The organism is Sinomonas sp. ASV486 (assembly GCF_030908215.1).
GTDB classification, from domain to species: Bacteria; Actinomycetota; Actinomycetes; order Actinomycetales; family Micrococcaceae; genus Sinomonas; species Sinomonas puerhi.
The window spans coordinates 22,079-40,723 of record NZ_JAVFJK010000005.1; the positions used below are offsets into that span (position 1 = coordinate 22,079).

Sequence of the window (18,645 nt, forward strand, 5' to 3'; positions counted from 1 at the left end):
CATCGACTGTGATGCCTCACGGGTGCGGGGGGTGCGGTTGGGTTGGCCCGGTGGGCCAGCTGTAGGGAGCACTGCGGTGACTCTATGGTGAGCTGCCCCACTTCCTCGTGTAAACGTCAGATAATTGCGGATAAAGTTCGGCTGTACTTAAGAAGTTGGTGGCGACGAAAGGAAGCGGCAATGGCGGAGGTGACCCTGAGGCAGCTCGAGCTGTTTGCTGCGCTGCCCGACTACGACACGCTCAGCGCGGCCGCGGTCCATCTGCACATCTCGGAGTCGGCGCTTTCGCAGGCCATTACCGGGCTTGAGAAGGCGGTAGGGGAGCAGCTGTGCGTTCGCCGCAAGGCACGCGGGCTGGCCCTGACACCCGCGGGCCAGCACTTCGCGATGCGTGCGCGCCGGATCCTGGCGGACACCCGGGAACTCGTGCTGGACGCGCGGCGGGGCGAGGACCTGCGGGGGCCGGTGAAGCTCGGCTGCTTCGCGAGCTTCGCCACGAGTGTGGTGCCCGAGCTCCTCGAGGGCTTCCCGCTCAGGCATCCCGGAGTGGACCTCGAGATCACGGTGGGGACCAACGATGACCTGCTGCCTGCGCTGGAGTCCGGCCGCCTCGACGTCGCCATCGTGTACGACATGTTCCTGCCTGCCGGGTACCGCCGTCGCGAGATCTATGCGACGGAACTCGAGGCGCACCTGCATCCGGACCATCCGCTCGCGGCGCGTAGCACGGTGGACCTCGCCGACCTCGCGGCCGAGCCGCTCATCCACTACGAGTCGAGCCCCAGCACGCTCAATACCGTCGAGGCCTTCGCTGCGCGCGGACTCGAGCCGAGAATCGTCGCTCGGGTGCCACAGATCATCCTCGTTCAGGCCCTCGTGGGCCGCGGCGTCGGCTACGGCTTGCTCATGTCCCGACCCAACGTGCTTCCGGTCAGCGTCGAGGGCCGGCCTGTCGCGGTGCGCCCGCTCGATCCGTCCGCGACAGCCTCGCACGTCGTCGCCATCTGGCCAGAGGACATGGCTCTCACCCCGCGGGCGGCCGCGTTGCTCGATTACGCAGTCGAGAAGCTCGGCTGCTACGGGCACGCGGTGCAGCCCGGCAGGGCGCACGACGCCGCCGGGCCGGCTAACAAGGGGACGTCGCCTCATGCGGGAAGCGGCACGAACCGCGAATAGGCCTTCAGATCGAAGGACGGGTCCGCCAGATCAGCGAGCGACGGCGTCCGGCCGGCCTCGAGGATCCTGCGGGCGGCCAGATGGTCGCCTGGACTGTTCACGCTCTCGACAGCGAGGAGCGCCGCGCCCGGGTGGGCCCCGTCGAAGGAGAAGACGGAGAACTTCCCCGACGAGCGGTCGCCCCGGACTATGCGGTGCACGCTGGGCCTGCCGATCCCGGCGATCTGCACCTTGGTGCGTCCCTGATGGGTCCAGAACCAGGGAAGCTCCCGGTACTGGCCGGGATCCTGCCCGAGGAGCACCGCGGCGAGGTGTCGGCCCTGATCGGTCGCGTTCTGGACGGACTCGAGGCGCACCCGGTGGCCCGCGTGCTCGCTCGGGAAGCTCGCGCAGTCGCCGATCGCGAACACGCGGGGGTCGGAGGTGCGCAGGGCGCCGTCGACCGTGACGCCGCCGTTGTCCCCGTCGACGGCCAGCCCCGCGGTCACGGCGATCCCCGTGGCAGGTACCACCCCGACTCCCACCACCACGAGGTCCGCGGGCAGCTCGCGGCCGTCATCGGTCACCACCGAGGCCACTCGGCCCTCCGTCCCGTGGAAGGCGGTGACGGCAGCGCCAAGCTCGAGTCGGACGCCATCGAGCCCGTGCCGCTCGGCGAGGAATGCCGAGACGTCGGGGGAGACGGAGCGGCGGAGCGGACGCTCGGCAGATCCGATCGCCGGTGTCCGCGATAACCTCGCGCGTGGACAGGTCAATGGAGTCCGCCGAGACGCCCCACAGCGCCCGGACGCCGCCCTTCTCGAAGAAGCGCGCACCGCGCAGCGGGAGGGGCTGGGCGTCGTCGTCGGCGGAGATGAAGTCTTTGGACAGCGGTGGGCGCTGGTAAGGCCGCTCGGCCTCGCGGGACAGGAGCGTGATGCGTCCCGTGAAGCCCCCGGTTCGGAGCGAATCGATCAGTTGGACGCCGGCGTGGCCCGCGCCGATGACCACCACGTGGTCGGACTCGGTCAGCACATCACACCTGTCCCTTCGGCACGTCGACGACGAGCGCGTCGGTGCTTCCGCACGTGATCTGGCAGCCGAGACGGCTCCGCGTGCCGTCGCGGGGCGTCGCGATGCAGTCGAGCATTTCGTCCTCGTCCTCGCTGACCTCAGGCAGCCAAGCCAGGTACTCGGGCCGGACGAGGACGTGGCAGGTGGCGCACATGGCCTGGCCTCCGCACTCGCCGACGATCCCGGGGACCCCTGCGGAAACCGCGGCGCGCATCACCGAGGTGGCGGGGTCGACGATCAGGACGGTCTCGGCGCCGTCGGGCTGGACGTATGTAATGGTGGGCACAGGTCTTCCTTCGTGGTTGTGGAGTCGGGGAGGGACGAACGCGTCAGTCCCAGTCGACGGGGAGCTCGAGCATGCCCCGGAATACCCAGCCGCCCTCGCGGGCAGGGCGCGTGGAGAGGCGCAGGTTGGGCAGCGCCGCGAAGAGCTTCGGCAGCGCCACGTGGGCTACCGAGGTCCGGGCCACCCACGTGCCGGCGCAGAAGTGGGCGCCGCCGCCGAACGCGAGGTGCGGCTTCTTCTCCCGATTGAGGTTGTACGCCTCGGGGTCCTCGAACTGGACGGGGTCGCGGTTCGCGGCGCCGATGTTGACCCCCAGCCGGGCACCGGCAGGCAGCGTCACTCCGCCGATCTCCACCTCCCGCGTGGTCTGGCGAGGGTACATGCCGATCGGCGCGACCCAGCGGACGGCCTCCTCGAACGCCACCGCCCAAAGGCCCGGGTCTGCCACGACCTGCGCGAGCTGTTCCGGGTTGGACAGGAGCGCCCACGCGGCCGTGCCGAGGACGTCGCGGGGCTCGTTGAGGCCACCGCCGATCGTCATCTTCATGTTGGCGCGGATGGCTGGCAGCGTCAGGCCCGCGTTGACGACGGCGGAGAGGAGCGTCGCGTCCGGCTCCGCGCTGAGAAGGGGGACGAGCTCGTCGATCGCGGCGTCCGCCTCGGCGCTGGAGGCGGCGGCCTTGGCCCAGACCTCCGGATCGTCGGCGTAGTTGCCGGTGCCGTCGATGAGGGTCTGGCTCCAGCGCTGCATGTCCTCCTGCGTCGCATTGCGGAAACCCATGATCTCGCGGAGGTTCTCGGCGGCGAATGGGGCGGCGAAGCCGAGGTGCAGGTCCGAGCCGGGTCCCTGCGCCGCGAAGGCGGCGAGGTACTTCTCTGCGTTCTTCTCGAACACGGAGGTCCACGTCTCCTTGATGGCCTTGGGCCGGAGCACCGGGCCGTATGCGGCGCGGTCCACCTGGTGCTCGGGATCGTCCTTGCGCAGCATCGAGTGGCCCATGGATCGCTTCATGAGCGAGCTCTCCTCGTCTGCTGAGAACGTCTCGGCGTCCTGCTCAATCTGGTGGCAGGCTTCGAAGCTCGTCACCATGTACCGGCCCACCGCGGGCACCCAGGCGACGGGGGATTCGGCCCGCAGCCGGGCGTAGATGGGGTAGGGGTCGTCGTAGAGGTCCTCGATGCGGACCCAGTCTGCGACGGGGGGCGCGTCGGACGCGGTCGGCTGTGCGGTCGAAGTCATGCATCGAGTGTGGCGCGGAGCATATATCCAGGTAAAGTTCAAAAATACTCATCGAATATGCAGTTCTCCTTGAGAAGAGGATGGCGAATGGTAAAGCTGAGCCCGGCCGACGAGCCAGGCGCCGCAGTCGTGAACATTCCGAGCCGCTTCACGCTGCGCCAGCTCGGATACCTCTTGACCGTTGCGGATGCGGGTACGATCAGCGCCGCGGCCCAGCGGCTCCACGTCACGCAGACGGCGGTCGGCGCCGCGCTGAGCGATCTGGAGCGTGCCCTCGGCGCGCAGCTGCTAGTGCGAAGGCGCGCGCACGGCGCCGTTCTGACCCCGGCGGGGGCCTATGTGTGCGACCGTGCCCGGGGCCTGCTCGCGGACGCCGTCGATCTGGAGCTGTCATCGCTCGACGCCGGTACGACTCTCCGCGGGCCCCTCGCCCTGGGCTGCTACTCGACGCTCGCGGTCACGCTCGTGCCGCCGATCCTCCAAGGGTTCGGCGACGCCTACCCGGAGGTCGGGCTCGACTTCGTGGCCGACCAGCAGGAACCGCTCGAGCGCCGGCTCCTCGGCGGGGAGCTCGACGCGGCGCTCCTCTACGACATGAACCTGCCCCTCGGACTCGAGACGACGACGATCCTCGAAGCCCGGGCGTACGCGCTCCTCGCAGCCGGACACCCGCTCGCAGGGGAACGGTCTGTGGCGCTCGAGGCGCTCGCAGACGAGCCACTCGTCTTCCTCGACCTCCACCCGAGCGGCGAGCACACCCTTTCGGTGTTCCGCGCCTCGGGCGTGACGCCGCGGATCCGCTATCGGACCACGGACTTCGAGCTCACGCGCTCCCTCGTGGGCCGCGGGCTCGGCTATGCCATCCTCGTGCAGCGGCCCGCACGCGAGGAGACGTACGAGGGGCTGCAAGTGGTCCCGGTCGAGATCACGCCGGCGCCAGCGCCCGTGCGCGTCGTGATGGCCTGGAACGCGGCCGTGCGGCCCACCCGGCGCGCCCGTGCCCTGAGGGAATTCATCACGAAGGAACCGTTCGCCCGGATGGCGCCCCGGCCTGGCGGGGAAACTTAACGAGAGTTGTCATCCCGTTGTGAAAGATTCGTTGCGGATGTGGGACCCCCGTACTAGGGTGCAATCTGTGTCACACTCCGCTTCAGCACCTGCCAGGGGGCCAGCCGTGAATGAAGCAGCTCGCAGAACCGTCATTGCGGCAGAGGACCTCGTCAAGACTTATGGGGAGTCCAATGCCGTGGACGGCATCACCTTCGACGTCCCGGCTGGCGAGTCCTTCGGCCTCCTCGGGCCCAATGGCGCGGGCAAGTCGACAACGATGCGGATGATCGGCGGCGTCACCCAGCGCACGTCCGGCCGCCTGACCATCATGGGCCTCGACCCCGAGGAGCAGGGCCCTGAGGTCCGGGCGCATCTCGGCGTGGTGCCCCAGCAGGACAACCTCGACGAGGAGCTCCGCGTCCGCGACAACCTCATCGTCTACGGCCGGTACTTCGGTCTGCCCATGAGCTACCTCAGGCAGCGTGCGGACGAGCTGCTTGCCTTCGCCCAGCTCGAGGACAAGGCCGGGGCCAAGGTCGATTCGCTCTCGGGCGGCATGAAGCGCCGCCTCACGATTGCCAGGTCGCTCGTCAACGACCCCAAGATACTGCTCCTCGACGAGCCGACCACGGGGCTGGACCCGCAGGCGCGGCACGTGTTGTGGGACCGGCTGTTCCGCCTCAAGGAACAGGGGGTGACTCTGGTCCTCACGACCCACTACATGGACGAGGCCGAGCAGCTGTGCGATCGGCTCATCGTGGTCGACAAGGGCCGGATCATGGCCGAGGGGTCTCCGTCCGCGCTCATCCGGCAGCACTCGAGCCGGGAGGTGCTAGAGGTGCGGTTCGGCGCGGAGCGGAACGCCGCCGTCGTGGGCGAGCTCGACGGGGTCGGGCATCGCATCGAGGCCCTTCCGGACCGCGTGCTGGTCTACACGGAGGACGGCGAGGCGTCCCTTGAGCAGATCCGCTCCCGCGGCCTGCATCCGATCACGTCCCTCGTCCGCCGGGCCTCGCTCGAGGACGTCTTCCTGCGTCTGACGGGACGGTCCCTCGTTGACTGAGACGTCGCGGCGGGCGAAACCTAGGAGGCTGTTGTCAGCGCACACCCCCGAGGTCTCCGCCGCGAAGGCTCGGCGCTGGGGCTCGTTCTACTTCGCCGAGCACATGCTCCGCAGCATGCGCGCCTACCTCGTCACGATCATCGTCACGAGCGTCGGCAATCCGCTCCTGTACCTCTTCTCGATGGGGGTGGGCCTCGCCTCGATCGTGGACCGCAGCTCCTCCGGGCAGGGCGCGGCGGCACACGGCGCGTTCGACGGCGTGGGGTACCTCGCGTTCGCAGCCCCGGCATTGCTGGTGTCGAGCGCCGTGATGACGAGCGCGAACGAGATGATGTTCCCCGTTATGGACGGATTCAAGTGGCGCCGGATCTACTACGGGCCGCACGTCACGCCGCTCGTCCCGGGCCAGCTCGCCGCCGGCCACATCATGGCGGTAGGGGTGCGGTTGCTTATCCAGAGCCTTGTGTTCTTCTTCATCATGCTCCTGTTCGGCGCGGCCCCCGGGCCGTGGTCCTGGCTGCTCGTGCCTCTCGGGGTGCTCACGGGGATGGCGTTCGGGGCGCCGCTCATGGCGTACTCGGCCCACATCGAGAAGGAGAACTTCCAGTTCTCGATGATCCAGCGCTTCATCGTGATGCCGCTCTTCCTGTTCTCCGCGACGTTCTATCCACTGGGCACGATGCCGATCGGCATGCAGTGGATCGGCTGGATCTCGCCCCTGTGGCACGGGAACCAGCTCGGCCGGATCGTCTCCTACGGGCTTGCGGAACCGGGCTGGCTCGTCGTCGTGCATGTGCTCTACCTCGCGGTGCTGTGGGGTGTCGGCATCTGGTGGGCGCGGCGTAACTATACGAAGAGGATGGGCAAGTGAGCGTCCTGACCGACGACGACTACGCGATCGCCCCGAGCCGCCGCCCGTTCGGGGCCCTGTACTCCGGGAACACGCAGGCCGTCGTCGAGCGCGGATTCCGCGTTATCAAGAGCCAGAACTGGATCATCCTCGTCTCCGGGTTCTTCGAGCCGGTCTTCTACCTGCTGTCGATGGGGATTGGGCTCGGGAGCCTCGTGGGTGCGGTCGAGGGGCCCGGCGGGGCGCAGATCTCCTACGCGGCGTACATCGCGCCAGCGCTCCTCGCTGTGTCAGCGATGAACGGAGCCATCTACGACTCGACATGGAACGTGTTCTTCAAGATGCACTTCGGCAAGATCTACCAGGGCATGCTCTACACGTCCCTCGGCCCGCTCGACATCGCTATGGGCGAGATCGTCATGGCGCTCTTCCGCGGGTTCCTCTATGCGCTCGGGTTCACGGGCGTGATGGCGCTCATGGGCCTCGTCACCACGCCGTGGGCGCTTCTGCTCGTGCCGGCATCGGTGATGGTCGCCTTCGGCTTCGCCTCGTTCGGCATGGCCGTGACGAGCTACATGAAGACGTTCCAGCAGATGGACATGATCACGTTCTTCATGCTGCCGATGTTCCTGTTCTCGGCCACGTTCTACCCGCTCTCTGTGTATCCGCTCCCCGTGCAGTGGATTGTGCAGGCGTTCCCTCTGTGGCACGGCGTGGAACTCATGCGGCAGATCAGCATCGGTGTCTTCAGCCCGGCAACCTGGGTCCACCTGCTGTACTACGCGGCGATGATCCTCGTGGGTGTCTCCTTCACGACCCGACGATTGAGGTCCTTGTTCCTCCGCTGACCGCCCATCCGCCGAGGTCACCCCGTGTGGCGCCGAGGTCACCCGGTGTGGCGTCGAGGTCACCCGGTGTGGACCACCCCGTGTGGCGCCGAGGTCACCCGGTGTGGCGTCGAGGTCACCCGGTGGCGCCGAGGCCGGTGTGGAGTCGAGGTCACGCCGTCTGACAGCCCGCAGGCCAGGTACGGTGGGCGTCGCCTGCCGATCAGGTCTACCCGTGTCTTCCGCTGCTCGCGATATCGGACGTAAAGACATTGATGCGGGGAGCAGGGGGCGATCTCGCTCCCACACGGGGTGACTTCGTGCCCACACGGGGTGACTTCGCGGTCCGGAGGGGTGACTTCGTGCCCACACGGGGTGACCTCGGCGGTGCAGGGGGTGATCTGGGTGGGTGCGGGGGGCCGCCGTCGGTCTGGGACAATGGAGGGCATGCAGAGTCTCGGCCACCAGAACCCGTCCCAGCAGCCCGACGCCGCGCCGGGGTCTCGCCGAGGAGGCGGCTTCAGGGTCGGCGCGCTCGGCCTCTCGGTGCTCGTGCTCGCGTTTCTCGTGGCGGTGGTCTTCGCGGCCAACCAGAGCCAGGTGATCGGCTGGATCGTGGCCGTCATCTCGTTCGGCTGGCTCGTCTTCGCCGTGTTCGTGTTCACCACGGTGCGCAGCGCAGGCCGCAAGGCCCAGGAACGCTTCGAGCGCATGGCGGGGCAGTTCGGCGGCCGAGCGCCCTCGGTGTCGGGCACAGCGGCCAGTGAGGCCCGCTCGGTCGACGACGTCCGCGACCTCAAGCTCGACCACTCCTTCAAGATCATCCAAGTCCAGGAACGGGTGGTCCGAGACAACCTCGGCAAGGACGACGAGCAGGTGGCCCGAGCCCTCGAAACCATCCAGATCACCGCGGCCAACGCCCGTGACATGCTTCGCCCCGACGACTCCGCACCCGTCTCCGGGACGGTCATCGACGAGGGGTAGAGTGGCTAGGTGACTTCTCCCGAAGCGGCCCCCAAGGACGGGGCCCTGCGCATCGCGACTGTCAACGTCAACGGCCTGCGGGCCTCGTGGCGCAAGGGCATGCAGGAGTGGCTTGCGCCGCGCGGGGTCGACATTCTGTGCCTGCAGGAGGTCCGCGCCCCGGACGAGATCGTGCACGAGTACTTCGAGGGGTGGAGCGTGCTGCACGCCGAGGCCGACGCGAAGGGCCGTGCAGGGGTTGCGATCGCCTCGCGCCAAATACCCACGGCGACGCGCGTCGGTATCGGCGACGATTACTTCGCCACGGCGGGCCGCTGGATCGAGGCGGATTTCGCGCTCGACGGCGGTCGGCAGCTCACCGTGGTCAGCGCCTATGTGCACTCCGGCGAGGCTGGGACCCCAAAGCAGGAGGACAAATACCGCTTCCTGGACGTCATGCTCAAGCGCCTACCGGAGCTCGCCGAGCACTCCGACTACGCGCTCGTCGTGGGCGACCTGAACGTGGGCCACACCGAGCTCGACATCCGCAACTGGAAGGCCAACCAGAAGCGTGCCGGCTTCCTCCCCGAGGAGCGCGTCTACTTCGATCGGTTCTTCGGCAACGAGATCGGCTGGAAGGACGTCCACCGCGAACTCGCGGGCCCGATCGACGGACCGTACACGTGGTGGTCGCAGCGCGGCAAGGCATTCGACAACGACGCCGGATGGCGCATCGACTACCAGATGGCGACGCCGGGCCTCGGCGCGGTGGCGCGCAACGCCGTCGTGGATCGGGCGACCGCCTGGGACACCCGATGGTCCGACCATGCCCCTCTCGTTATCGATTACAAGCTCTAGATATCGATGACAAGCTCCAGATATCGATGACAAGCTCCAGATGTCGACTACACGCTTTTAGACCCGGAAGCACCTACCTATGACCTCCACTGCCCCCACTTCCCGCCAGCGTCTCCTCTCGGGCATGCAGCCCTCGGGTGATTCGCTCCACCTCGGCAACTACCTCGGCGCGCTCGTCAACTGGGTCCGCCTCCAGGACGACTACGAGTGCTTCTACTTCATCCCGGACCTGCACGCCATCACGGTCCAGACCGATCCCGCCGAGCTTAGGCATCGTACGCGCCTCACCGCGGCACAGTACATCGCCGGTGGGATCGACATCGAGAAGTCCGCCCTGTTCGTCCAGTCCCACGTGCCCGAGCACGCTGAACTCGCGTGGGTCCTCGCCTGCATCACGGGCTTCGGCGAGGCCGCCCGGATGACGCAGTTCAAGGACAAGTCGGCCCGCTACGGCCAGGACTCGACGAGCGCAGGCCTGTTCATGTATCCGATGCTCATGGCCGCGGACATCCTGCTCTACAAGCCCTATGGGGTTCCCGTGGGGGAGGACCAGCGCCAGCACCTCGAGCTCGCGCGCACGCTTGCGCACCGGTTCAACACCCGGTTCGGCGAGGCATTCACGGTCCCCGAGGCGCTCATCCCGCCATCGTCCGCGAAGATCTACGACCTCCAGAACCCGACGGCGAAGATGTCGAAGTCGGCTGAATCGCCCAACGGTCTCATCAACCTCCTCGACGATCCGAAGGCCACGGCCAAGAAGGTCAAGTCCGCGGTGACGGACACCGAGACGGTCGTACGGTTCGACCGTGAGACGAAGCCCGGCGTGTCGAACCTGCTCACGATCATGGCGACGATCACCGGGCAGGACATGGACGAGCTCGTGGCCTCCTATGAGGGCAAGATGTACGGCCACCTCAAGGCGGACGTCGCTCAGACCGTCGTGGACGTGGTGGCGCCGATCAAGGCCCGCACCGAGGAGCTCCTCGAGGACCCCGCCGAGCTCGACCGCCTCCTCGCGCGGGGCGCCGCGAAGGCCCGCGAGATCGCATCGAAGACCCTAGCGGACGTCTATGAGCGCGTCGGGTTCCTCCCGCCGGCGGCGGCGACCTTCGCCTGAGGCCATGCCTGAGCTTCAGGACGGGAGAGAGGCGAGTCCGGAGGCGGCTGCGCCGTCGGGGAGCCCGCTTGTCGGCGTGATTCTCGAGTTTCCCGACCGGATCGCCGAGGACCTGCGGGGATGGCGCGAATCCTTCGGTGACAGCCTCGCCGACCTCATCCCCGCGCACATCACCCTCGTGACAACGACGGAGACCGACGACTGGGAGGCCACCGAGCGGCACGTGCGCGCCGTGGCGTCCCGTATGCACCCCTTCAGGGTGAGACTGCAGGGCACGGGGTCGTTCCGCCCGGTCTCCCCGGTCGTGTACGTCAACGTGGCCGAGGGCTTCGACGAGTGCGTGCGGCTCCACCGCGAATTGCAGAAGGGGCCGCTCGCACGCGCCCTCCAGTTCCCCTACCACCCGCACGTCACGGTGGCGCATGATCTCCAGCCAGAGCGGCTGGACGAGGCGCAGAATGCGCTGAAGTCCTACAGCGAGTCCTTCACTGTGGCTAGCATGGGCCTGTACGAGCACGATTCCGACGGGTTATGGCAGCTGAAGGAAGAGCTTGACTTTGGTACGCGACCGGAAGTTCCCCGCGAAGGGAAGCACGAAGGCTAGGCGCGACGACGAACCGCCCCTGCCCACAGAACGGGCGCTGCTCAAGCTCGAGGTGATCCACAAGCGGCAGGCGCTCGGCCGGGCCCGCCGTGATGGAAGCCTGCCGAAGACCGCGCTGGCCGCACTCCTGTGGCTCGTGGCCAGGCTCAAGGCCTTCCGGCCCATGCGCGCGTGGACTCACTACGGTCTCCAGCACGGTCCGCTCATGAGTGCCGGCATCGGCTTCAATATGTTCTTCTCGATCTTCGGGCTTCTGGCCACGGGCTTCTCCTTGGCCGCGCTCGTCCTGGCCGGGAACCCTGATCTCGTCGACCAAGTGGTGCACAGCGTCGCGAAGGCCGCGCCCGGCCTCCTGAAGGTAGACGGCTCGGACGGGCTCGTCGACCCCAAGACCCTGCTGAACCCCACGGGTATCGGGGTCACGGCCGTCATCGCGATCCTCGTGACCCTGTTCTCCTCACTGGGCTGGATCACGAGCCTGCGGGACGGGCTGCGCGGCGTGGTGGGCGTCCCTCCGCTCAAGGGCAACCCCATCATCGTCAAGGTCCGCGATATCGGAACGCTCCTGCTCCTAGGGGTCCTGCTCGTGCTGACCTCCGCAGTGAGTGTTGCGTTCACCTCGGCCGTGCACTTCCTCGCCGGCCTGCTGGGGATCGACGGTGCTTTCGTCGCTCCGGTCGGGTGGCTGATCGGCCTCCTCATTCCGCTCGTGCTCAATGTGCTCACGGCGCTCATCCTCTTCCGGCTCGCGGGCGGCCTCAAGCTCAGCCGCCGCGCGCTCTTCGAGGGGACGCTCCTCGCGGGGATCGGGTCATCGGTGCTCCAGGCCTTCAGCACGCAGCTCCTCGCGAGGGCCGGCGCGAACCCGCTCCTGGCACCTTTCGCGATCATCATCGGCCTGCTCATCTGGTTCAACCTCGTGAGTCAGGTGTATCTGGTCTCCGCGGCGTGGAGCGCGATCCGTGAGGCGGACCTCGCCGCCGCAACCCCGAAGCGCGTTGAATCCTTCGGATCGGCGCACCACGTGGCGCGTCCCTCGGCTGCGCTCACCCGTGCGAACGCCAGGTCCCAGACCCAGCACGAGTCGGCCCTGTACGGGTCCTCCCCGAACGCATCAGCCCCGGTGGCAGTGCCAGCCACGCACGACGGCGCGCGGTCGGCGCCGGGTGAGGGTCGCCGTCGAGCATCGGGTCCCTTCGCGTGGCTCGGCAGCCTGCGGCGTCGCAAGGACGAGGTCCCCACCGGCTGACGTGCCGCAGACCCCGCTCCGTTGGGGACGCCGAAGGGGGCGCCGCTCGCATGAGCGGCGCCCCCTTCGGCGCGTGGTCAGGACCGTATCAGACCTTGCGGGTCAGGATGGCCTGCTTGACCTCGGCGATCGCCTGCGTCACCTGAATGCCTCGGGGGCATGCCTCGGTGCAGTTGAAGGTCGTGCGGCAGCGCCACACTCCCTCCTTGTCGTTGAGGATCTCGAGGCGCATGTCACCGGCATCATCGCGCGAGTCGAAGATGAAGCGGTGCGCGTTGACGATCGCGGCCGGGCCGAAGTACTGCCCATCCGTCCAGAACACCGGGCAGGACGACGTGCACGCGGCGCACAGGATGCACTTGGTCGTGTCGTCGAAGCGCTCTCGCTCCTCGGCGGACTGCAGGCGCTCCTTGGTCGGCTCGTGGCCCTTGGAAATGAGGAACGGCATGATCTCGCGGTAGGACTGGAAGAAGGGCTCCATGTCCACGATCAGGTCCTTCTCGACCGGGAGGCCCTTGATGGGCTCCACCAGGATCGGCTTGGACGTGTCGAGGTCCTTGAGGAGCGTCTTGCAGGCCAGACGATTGCGGCCGTTGATGCGCATGGCATCCGAGCCACACACGCCGTGCGCGCACGAGCGGCGGAACGAGAGCGATCCGTCCTGCTCCCACTTGACCTTGTGCAGCGCGTCGAGCACGCGGTCCGTGCCGTACATGGTGAGCTTGAACTCCTCCCACGAGGACTCCTCGGAGACCTCGGGGTCGTAGCGGCGCACACGGAGCGTCACGTCGAACGTGGGGATCTCGCCCCCGCCGCCCACGCTTGCGGGCAGCTCGACCTTGGAGGCGGGCTCTACGGTTGGGGCACTCATCAGTACTTACGCTCCATCGGCTCGTAACGGGTGAAGATCACGGGCTTCGTGCCGAAGCGGAGGCCCCTGATGCCTTCGGTTTCCGCGGCGTCGTCCTTGTAGAGCATGGTGTGCTTCATCCAGTTGGCGTCGTCGCGGTCTGGGAAGTCCTCGCGGTAGTGGCCGCCGCGAGACTCCTTGCGGTGCAGGGCCGCAACGGTCATGGCCTCGGCAAGGTCCAGGAGGAAGCCGAGCTCCACGGCCTCGAGGAGATCGAGGTTGAAGCGCTTGCCCTTGTCCTGGATGCTGATGTTCCTGTAGCGCTCGCGCAGCTTCGCGATGTCGGAGAGCGCCTGGGCGATCGAGTCGGCAGTGCGGAACACCTGCATGTTCGCGTCCATGGTCTCCTGCAGGTCCGAGCGGATCGCGGCGATCCGCTCGGTGCCGGAGGCGGTGCGGACTGCGTCGAGCAGGGCGACGGTCTCGGCAGCCGGGTCCTCAGGGATCTCGACATACTCGGCAGTCTTGGCGTACTCGGCGGCGTTGATGCCGGAGCGCTTGCCGAAGACGTTGATGTCGAGCAGCGAGTTGGTGCCCAGGCGGTTGGAGCCGTGGACGGACACGCATGCGACCTCGCCCGCGGCGTACAGGCCGGGGATGATCGTGTCGTTGTCCTGGAGGACCTCGCCCTTGATGTTGGTCGGCACGCCGCCCATGATGTAGTGCGCTGTCGGGAACACCGGGACCGGCTCCGTGTAGGGCTCGACGCCGAGGTACGTGCGGGCGAACTCGGTGATGTCCGGGAGCTTCGCGTCGATGTGCGCGGGCTCGAGGTGCGTGAGGTCGAGGAGCACGTAGTCCTTGTTCGGCCCCGCGCCGCGGCCCTCGCGGACCTCATTGGCCATCGAACGGGCCACGATGTCGCGCGGCGCGAGGTCCTTGATGGTCGGCGCGTAGCGCTCCATGAAGCGTTCGCCCTCGGAGTTGCGCAGGATCGCGCCCTCGCCACGGGCGGCTTCCGAGAGGAGGATGCCGAGGCCCGCGAGGCCCGTCGGGTGGAACTGGATGAACTCCATGTCCTCGAGCGGGATGCCCCGGCGGAACGCGATGCCCATGCCGTCGCCCGTCAGGGTGTGGGCATTCGAGGTCGTCTTGAAGACCTTGCCCGCACCGCCCGTCGCGAAGATGACGGACTTCGCCTGGAAGACGTGGAGCTCACCCGAGGCGAGGTCGTAGCTCACGACGCCGGCCACGCGCTTCTGCTTGAAGGGGGTGCCGTCCGCGCGGGTTGCGTCCTCTTCGACCACGAGCAGGTCGAGCACGTAGTACTCGTTGTAGAACTCGACGTTGTGCTTGACGCAGTTCTGGTAGAGCGTCTGGAGGATCATGTGACCGGTGCGGTCAGCGGCGTAGCACGCGCGCCGCACGGGCGCCTTGCCGTGGTCACGGGTGTGCCCGCCGAAGCGGCGCTGGTCGATCCGGCCCTCGGGCGTCCGGTTGAACGGCAGGCCCATCTTCTCAAGGTCCAGTACGGCGTCAATGGCCTCCTTGGCCATGACCTCCGCGGCGTCCTGGTCGACGAGGTAGTCGCCGCCCTTGACGGTGTCGAACGTGTGCCACTCCCAGTTGTCTTCCTCGACGTTGGCGAGTGCTGCGCACATGCCGCCCTGGGCGGCTCCCGTGTGCGAACGGGTGGGGTACAGCTTGGTCAGCACGGCGGTACGGGCCCGCTGGCCGGACTCGATCGCCGCCCGCATGCCGGCGCCACCGGCGCCGACGATCACCACATCGTATTTGTGGACCTGCATGCTCAGATGCTCTCTTTCAGGGGGTTACGCCGCGGGGCAGAAGTCGGGGAGTCCGGTCGTGATCCCATGCGGACACGGATCGAACGTGAAGATCACGAGCGTGCCGAGGATGACGATGACGGCGCTCGCCGCGAACAGGACCATCTTCAGCCAGAAGCGGACGGAGTCGCGTTCGGCGTAGTCGTTGATGATCGTGCGGACGCCGTTCGTGCCGTGGAGCATCGCAAGCCAGAGCATCGCGAGGTCCCAGACCTGCCAGAACGGATCGGCCCACTTGCCCGCCACGAAGCCGAAGTCGATGCCGTGGACACCCTGGCCCAGCAGCAGGTTCACCGTGAGGTGGCCGAAGATCAGGACCACGAGGACCACGCCGGAGAGGCGCATGAACAGCCACGCAAGCATCTCGAACTGGCTCTTGGAGCCGCCCGAGCGCTTGTACTGCGGGGCGATGCGTCCCGTAGCGGAGGTAGTGCGCGGCGCGCGGATTTCAGGTGCTGTGCTCATGTCAGTGGGCTCCCAGCGAGAGTGAGAGGTGGCGGATCGCGAAGCCAGCGAAGGCGATGACCCAGATGACGACGACCGTCCAGAGCATCTGGCGCTGGTACTTCGGGCCGCTCTTCCAGAAGTCCACGAGGATCACGCGGAGGCCGTTGAAGGCGTGGAAGAGGATCGCGGCGACGAGGCCGGTCTCTCCGAGCGCCATGAGCGGGTTCTTGTATTCGCCGATGACGGCGGTGTACACGTCGGGGGACACCCGCACGAGCGAGGTGTCGAGGACGTGCACCAACAAGAAGAAGAAAATCACGACACCGGTAATCCGGTGTACCACCCAAGACCACATGCCTTCACGGCCGCGGTACAGGGTGCCAGCTGGTTTTGTCGGCACTGAATAAACCTCCCTGCGGGCACCGGTGCCCGCATGGGGCCCATGCGGTGGGGGCAACCGGTGCGGAGTGGCCCTGTTGTGCGCAGGGCACGCTCACCTAATCGAGCTCCAGCCTAAATCTAGACTTCGCCCACAGCTTACTCAATTCGCACCGGTCTTCGGTTCAGACGCGTGGGCATTATCACATCGGTGCGCCTTGCTTGCGGTCCGAGGCCGTGGAAGCCTCGCGTGCTCCATTACAGTTGGGCTCGATGACTGACTCTCCAGCCCCTGCCCGGGACGCCGTTCCCACCACTGCGGACCCGCTCGACCGGTTCGTCGCCGTGATCCCGGCAGGCGGCGTGGGAACCAGGCTGTGGCCCCTTTCGCGTGCCGCGGCCCCGAAGTTCCTCCACGACCTCACCGGTTCCGGCAGCACGCTCATCCGGGCGACGTATGACAGGCTGACGCCCCTGGCCCGCGGCCGCTTCCTCGTCGTGACCGGCGAAGCGCACCGCGCCGCGGTCTGCCGTCAGATCCCCGAGCTCGACGCCGCGGACCTCGTGCTCGAGAGCGAGCCCAAGGACTCGGGCGCAGCGATCGGACTCGCAGCTGCCATCCTGCACCGCCGCAACCCGGACGCCATCATGGGTTCGTTCGCCGCGGACCAGGTCATCTCCCCGGACAGCGTCTTCCAGGCGGCCGTGGTCGAAGCGATCCGCACGGCGGCCTCCGGCCCGCGGGGCAAGATCGTCACGATCGGCATCGAACCGACGCACCCCTCGACCGGCTTCGGCTACATCCGCCGCGGCGAGGCGCTCGAGGTCGAGGGCGCACCGAGCGCGCGCGCCGTCGTCGAATTCGTCGAGAAGCCCAGCCGCGAGGTCGCCGAAGACTACCTCGCCACGGGGGAGTACCTGTGGAACGCGGGCATGTTCGTTGCTCCTGTGGCGCTCATGCTCGAGCACCTCAAGGCCAACCAGCCCGAGCTGTTCGCCGGCCTCACGGAGATCGCCGAGGCCTGGGACACTCCTGCGAGGGACGAAGTGGCGGCCAGGGTCTGGCCGACCCTTCCCAAGATCGCCATCGACTATGCGGTCGCCGAGCCTGCCGCTGCGGCCGGGGACGTCGCCGTCGTGCCCGGGGCGTTCCGGTGGGACGACGTCGGCGACTTCGCCGCCATCGGCCGGCTCAACAGTGCCCGTGAGGTCGATTCGGTGACGGTGCTCGGCGAGGGCGCCCGCGTGTTCACCGAGGACGCCAGCGGGATCGTCGTGTCGGATACGAAGCGGGTCATCGCGCTCATCGGCATCCAGGACGTCGTGATCGTGGATACTCCGGACGCGCTCCTCGTGACCACGACCGAGCACGCCCAGAAGGTGAAGAACGCTGTGGCGGGTCTCAAGGCGAGCGGCGACACCGACGTTCTGTGACGGGCCCGTGCGCATGACGGCGGGGCCACAGCGTCGTGACGCTATTGTGAACAGGTGCGAAACTACACGACGGAGACCGAGCCCACACCGCTTGTGGGGCCCCGGCTCGAGGCGCTCCTTCCCGAGCTGATCGCCTTCCGCAGGGACCTCCATTCGCACCCTGAGCTCTCGTTCCACGAGTACCGCACCACGGACAGGCTCGCGTCCCGACTCGAGGCCGCCGGCCTCACTCCCCGCCGGCTCGAGGGAACCGGGGTCGTCGTCGACATCGGCTCCGGACCGATCGCGACGGCGGTGCGCGGCGACATCGACGCGCTGCCCATCATCGAGGAGACGGGCCTCCCCTTCGCCTCCCGCAACCACGGCGTCACCCACGCGTGCGGTCATGACGTCCACACAACGGTTGCCCTCGGCGTCGCCCTCGCCCTAGCGGAGCTCGACCGGGAGCGCCCGCTCGGCGCGACGGTGCGAGTCATCTTCCAGCCGGCCGAGGAGACCATGCCCGGCGGCGCCGTCTCGTGCATCGACCAGGGGGTCCTCTCCGGTGTGCCGCGGATCATGGCGCTGCACTGCGACCCGCGGATCGAAGTCGGCAGGATCGGCACGCGCATCGGGCCTATCACCTCCGCCTCGGACACCATCAGGATCTCGCTCACGGGCCGCGGCGGGCACACCTCGCGTCCCCACCTGACGGAGGATCTCGTCTTCGCGCTAGCCCAGATCGCGATCAACGTGCCCGCGGTTCTCTCGCGGCGTGTCGACGTGCGCAGCGGTGTGTCCATGGTCTGGGGACAGATCTCCGCCGGGGCTGCCCCGAACGCGATACCGGCCTCGGGATCGATGGCCGGGACCATGCGGTGTCTGGACCGCGAGGCATGGCACAGCGCCGGAGAACTCCTCGACGAGGTGGTCCAGCAGGTCGCAGCGCCCTACGGGGTCGACGTGAGCCTCGAGCACACCCGCGGGGTCCCGCCCGTTGTGAACTCCGAGCACGAGACCGCCCTGCTCGAGGCGGCCGCGCGCGCCGAGCTGGGGGAGGACGCCGTGGTGCTGACCCCCCAGTCCATGGGCGGGGAGGACTTCGCCTGGTTCCTCGCCGAGGTGCCCGGTTCGATGTTCCGGCTCGGCACCCACACACCCGGCGGCGAGGAGTACGACCTCCACCGCGGCGACTACATCGTCGATGAGGCCGCGATCGGCTACGGCGTGCAGGTGCTCACCGCTGCCGCCCTGAGGAGCATCAGGGACCTCTGAGGTGAAGGGCGGGCCGAGGGTCGGCTACTTCACGGTAACAATTCGCCAACGATTCCAGGACGGCGGGACGCCGCTCTATGTGAAGGACTTCTTTCCGAG

At 67.8% G+C, this 18,645-nt stretch carries 19 protein-coding genes and 1 pseudogene; 12 read left to right on the forward strand and 8 right to left on the reverse strand.

Annotated features, from left to right (window positions below; genetic code table 11):
• Nucleotides 1–180: 180 nt before the first annotated feature.
• On the forward strand, nt 181–1,176 hold the full coding sequence (locus RBS60_RS08485; RefSeq protein ID WP_307957118.1) for a LysR substrate-binding domain-containing protein: 996 nt from the start codon (nt 181–183) through the stop codon (nt 1,174–1,176).
• Here the strand turns inward: RBS60_RS08485 and RBS60_RS08490 are convergent.
• The 4 genes and pseudogenes from RBS60_RS08490 to RBS60_RS08505 form a co-directional block, all read right to left on the reverse strand.
• Nucleotides 1,146–1,931: an FAD-dependent oxidoreductase gene (locus tag RBS60_RS08490; protein WP_307957119.1), complete on the reverse strand. Its 786-nt coding sequence runs from the start codon at nt 1,929–1,931 to the stop codon at nt 1,146–1,148. The two genes, RBS60_RS08485 and RBS60_RS08490, sit on opposite strands and share 31 nt — an antisense overlap.
• A 31-nt stretch (nt 1,932–1,962) precedes the next feature.
• A pseudogene (locus RBS60_RS08495) lies at nt 1,963–2,190 on the reverse strand (FAD-dependent oxidoreductase); the annotation flags it as partial.
• Between the two features lies 1 nt (nt 2,191).
• Complete coding sequence (locus RBS60_RS08500; RefSeq protein WP_307957120.1) at nt 2,192–2,515, reverse strand: 2Fe-2S iron-sulfur cluster-binding protein; 324 nt, start codon at nt 2,513–2,515, stop codon at nt 2,192–2,194.
• A 43-nt stretch (nt 2,516–2,558) separates the two neighbouring features.
• The gene (locus RBS60_RS08505) at nt 2,559–3,755 is read right to left on the reverse strand and encodes a cytochrome P450 (protein ID WP_307957121.1); all 1,197 of its coding nucleotides are present in this window, start codon (nt 3,753–3,755) and stop codon (nt 2,559–2,561) included.
• Between the two features lie 87 nt (nt 3,756–3,842).
• On the opposite strand from RBS60_RS08505, the gene RBS60_RS08510 reads away from it, so the two are divergent.
• The 9 genes from RBS60_RS08510 (at nt 3,843) to RBS60_RS08550 (ending at nt 12,336) form a co-directional block, all read left to right on the forward strand.
• Complete coding sequence (locus RBS60_RS08510; protein ID WP_307957122.1) at nt 3,843–4,823, forward strand: LysR family transcriptional regulator; 981 nt, start codon at nt 3,843–3,845, stop codon at nt 4,821–4,823.
• A 106-nt stretch (nt 4,824–4,929) separates the two neighbouring features.
• Complete coding sequence (locus RBS60_RS08515) at nt 4,930–5,868, forward strand: ABC transporter ATP-binding protein (protein ID WP_307957123.1); 939 nt, start codon at nt 4,930–4,932, stop codon at nt 5,866–5,868.
• A gap of 31 nt (nt 5,869–5,899) precedes the next feature.
• Nucleotides 5,900–6,739: an ABC transporter permease gene (locus RBS60_RS08520; protein WP_307957124.1), complete on the forward strand. Its 840-nt coding sequence runs from the start codon at nt 5,900–5,902 to the stop codon at nt 6,737–6,739.
• Nucleotides 6,736–7,566, forward strand: coding sequence for an ABC transporter permease (locus RBS60_RS08525; RefSeq protein ID WP_307957125.1), 831 nt, complete (start codon nt 6,736–6,738; stop codon nt 7,564–7,566). Before RBS60_RS08520 ends, RBS60_RS08525 begins: the two co-directional genes overlap by 4 nt.
• 426 nt (nt 7,567–7,992) lie before the next feature.
• The gene (locus RBS60_RS08530; RefSeq protein ID WP_307957126.1) at nt 7,993–8,529 is read left to right on the forward strand and encodes a hypothetical protein; all 537 of its coding nucleotides are present in this window, start codon (nt 7,993–7,995) and stop codon (nt 8,527–8,529) included.
• A 9-nt stretch (nt 8,530–8,538) separates the two neighbouring features.
• Nucleotides 8,539–9,366 carry an exodeoxyribonuclease III gene (locus RBS60_RS08535; RefSeq protein ID WP_307957127.1) on the forward strand — a complete coding sequence of 276 codons (828 nt, stop codon included), beginning with the start codon at nt 8,539–8,541 and terminating at the stop codon, nt 9,364–9,366.
• 79 nt (nt 9,367–9,445) lie between these two features.
• Complete coding sequence (gene trpS, locus RBS60_RS08540; RefSeq protein WP_307957128.1) at nt 9,446–10,483, forward strand: tryptophan--tRNA ligase; 1,038 nt, start codon at nt 9,446–9,448, stop codon at nt 10,481–10,483.
• 4 nt (nt 10,484–10,487) lie between these two features.
• Nucleotides 10,488–11,087, forward strand: a complete 600-nt coding sequence (locus tag RBS60_RS08545; protein WP_307957129.1) for a 2'-5' RNA ligase family protein — start codon at nt 10,488–10,490, stop codon at nt 11,085–11,087.
• Nucleotides 11,035–12,336, forward strand: a complete 1,302-nt coding sequence (locus RBS60_RS08550; RefSeq protein WP_307957130.1) for a YihY/virulence factor BrkB family protein — start codon at nt 11,035–11,037, stop codon at nt 12,334–12,336. Before RBS60_RS08545 ends, RBS60_RS08550 begins: the two co-directional genes overlap by 53 nt.
• 88 nt (nt 12,337–12,424) lie before the next feature.
• Here RBS60_RS08550 and RBS60_RS08555 read toward each other — a convergent pair whose 3' ends face one another.
• Genes RBS60_RS08555 through sdhC form a run of 4 tightly spaced genes read right to left on the reverse strand, consistent with a single transcriptional unit; the run spans nt 12,425 to nt 15,880 of the window.
• Nucleotides 12,425–13,207 carry a succinate dehydrogenase iron-sulfur subunit gene (locus tag RBS60_RS08555; protein WP_307957131.1) on the reverse strand — a complete coding sequence of 261 codons (783 nt, stop codon included), beginning with the start codon at nt 13,205–13,207 and terminating at the stop codon, nt 12,425–12,427.
• Nucleotides 13,207–14,994 carry a succinate dehydrogenase flavoprotein subunit gene (gene sdhA / locus RBS60_RS08560; RefSeq protein WP_307957132.1) on the reverse strand — a complete coding sequence of 596 codons (1,788 nt, stop codon included), beginning with the start codon at nt 14,992–14,994 and terminating at the stop codon, nt 13,207–13,209. Before sdhA ends, RBS60_RS08555 begins: the two co-directional genes overlap by 1 nt.
• Before the next feature lie 24 nt (nt 14,995–15,018).
• A complete protein-coding gene (locus RBS60_RS08565) occupies nt 15,019–15,498 on the reverse strand; it encodes a succinate dehydrogenase hydrophobic membrane anchor subunit (RefSeq protein ID WP_307957133.1) in 480 nt (159 codons plus the stop codon).
• Nucleotide 15,499: 1 nt separating this feature from the next.
• Nucleotides 15,500–15,880: a succinate dehydrogenase, cytochrome b556 subunit gene (gene sdhC / locus RBS60_RS08570; RefSeq protein WP_307957134.1), complete on the reverse strand. Its 381-nt coding sequence runs from the start codon at nt 15,878–15,880 to the stop codon at nt 15,500–15,502.
• A gap of 251 nt (nt 15,881–16,131) precedes the next feature.
• On the opposite strand from sdhC, the gene RBS60_RS08575 reads away from it, so the two are divergent.
• On the forward strand, nt 16,132–17,292 hold the full coding sequence (locus RBS60_RS08575; protein ID WP_307957135.1) for a sugar phosphate nucleotidyltransferase: 1,161 nt from the start codon (nt 16,132–16,134) through the stop codon (nt 17,290–17,292).
• A gap of 54 nt (nt 17,293–17,346) precedes the next feature.
• The gene (locus RBS60_RS08580) at nt 17,347–18,546 is read left to right on the forward strand and encodes an amidohydrolase (RefSeq protein WP_307957136.1); all 1,200 of its coding nucleotides are present in this window, start codon (nt 17,347–17,349) and stop codon (nt 18,544–18,546) included.
• The last annotated feature ends 99 nt before the right edge of the window (nt 18,547–18,645 follow it).

Bases quoted from the DNA above. Each gene is read 5' to 3' on its own strand.
- RBS60_RS08575 (WP_307957135.1), top strand. From the start codon at position 16,132: ATGACTGACTCTCCAGCCCCTGCCCGGGACGCCGTTCCCACCACTGCG.
- RBS60_RS08545 (WP_307957129.1), top strand. From the start codon at position 10,488: ATGCCTGAGCTTCAGGACGGGAGAGAGGCGAGTCCGGAGGCGGCTGCG.
- RBS60_RS08555 (WP_307957131.1), bottom strand. From the start codon at position 13,207: ATGAGTGCCCCAACCGTAGAGCCCGCCTCCAAGGTCGAGCTGCCCGCA.
- trpS (WP_307957128.1), top strand. From the start codon at position 9,446: ATGACCTCCACTGCCCCCACTTCCCGCCAGCGTCTCCTCTCGGGCATG.
- RBS60_RS08530 (WP_307957126.1), top strand. From the start codon at position 7,993: ATGCAGAGTCTCGGCCACCAGAACCCGTCCCAGCAGCCCGACGCCGCG.
- sdhA (WP_307957132.1), bottom strand. From the start codon at position 14,994: ATGCAGGTCCACAAATACGATGTGGTGATCGTCGGCGCCGGTGGCGCC.
- RBS60_RS08505 (WP_307957121.1), bottom strand. From the start codon at position 3,755: ATGACTTCGACCGCACAGCCGACCGCGTCCGACGCGCCCCCCGTCGCA.
- RBS60_RS08485 (WP_307957118.1), top strand. From the start codon at position 181: ATGGCGGAGGTGACCCTGAGGCAGCTCGAGCTGTTTGCTGCGCTGCCC.
- RBS60_RS08565 (WP_307957133.1), bottom strand. From the start codon at position 15,498: ATGAGCACAGCACCTGAAATCCGCGCGCCGCGCACTACCTCCGCTACG.
- RBS60_RS08510 (WP_307957122.1), top strand. From the start codon at position 3,843: ATGGTAAAGCTGAGCCCGGCCGACGAGCCAGGCGCCGCAGTCGTGAAC.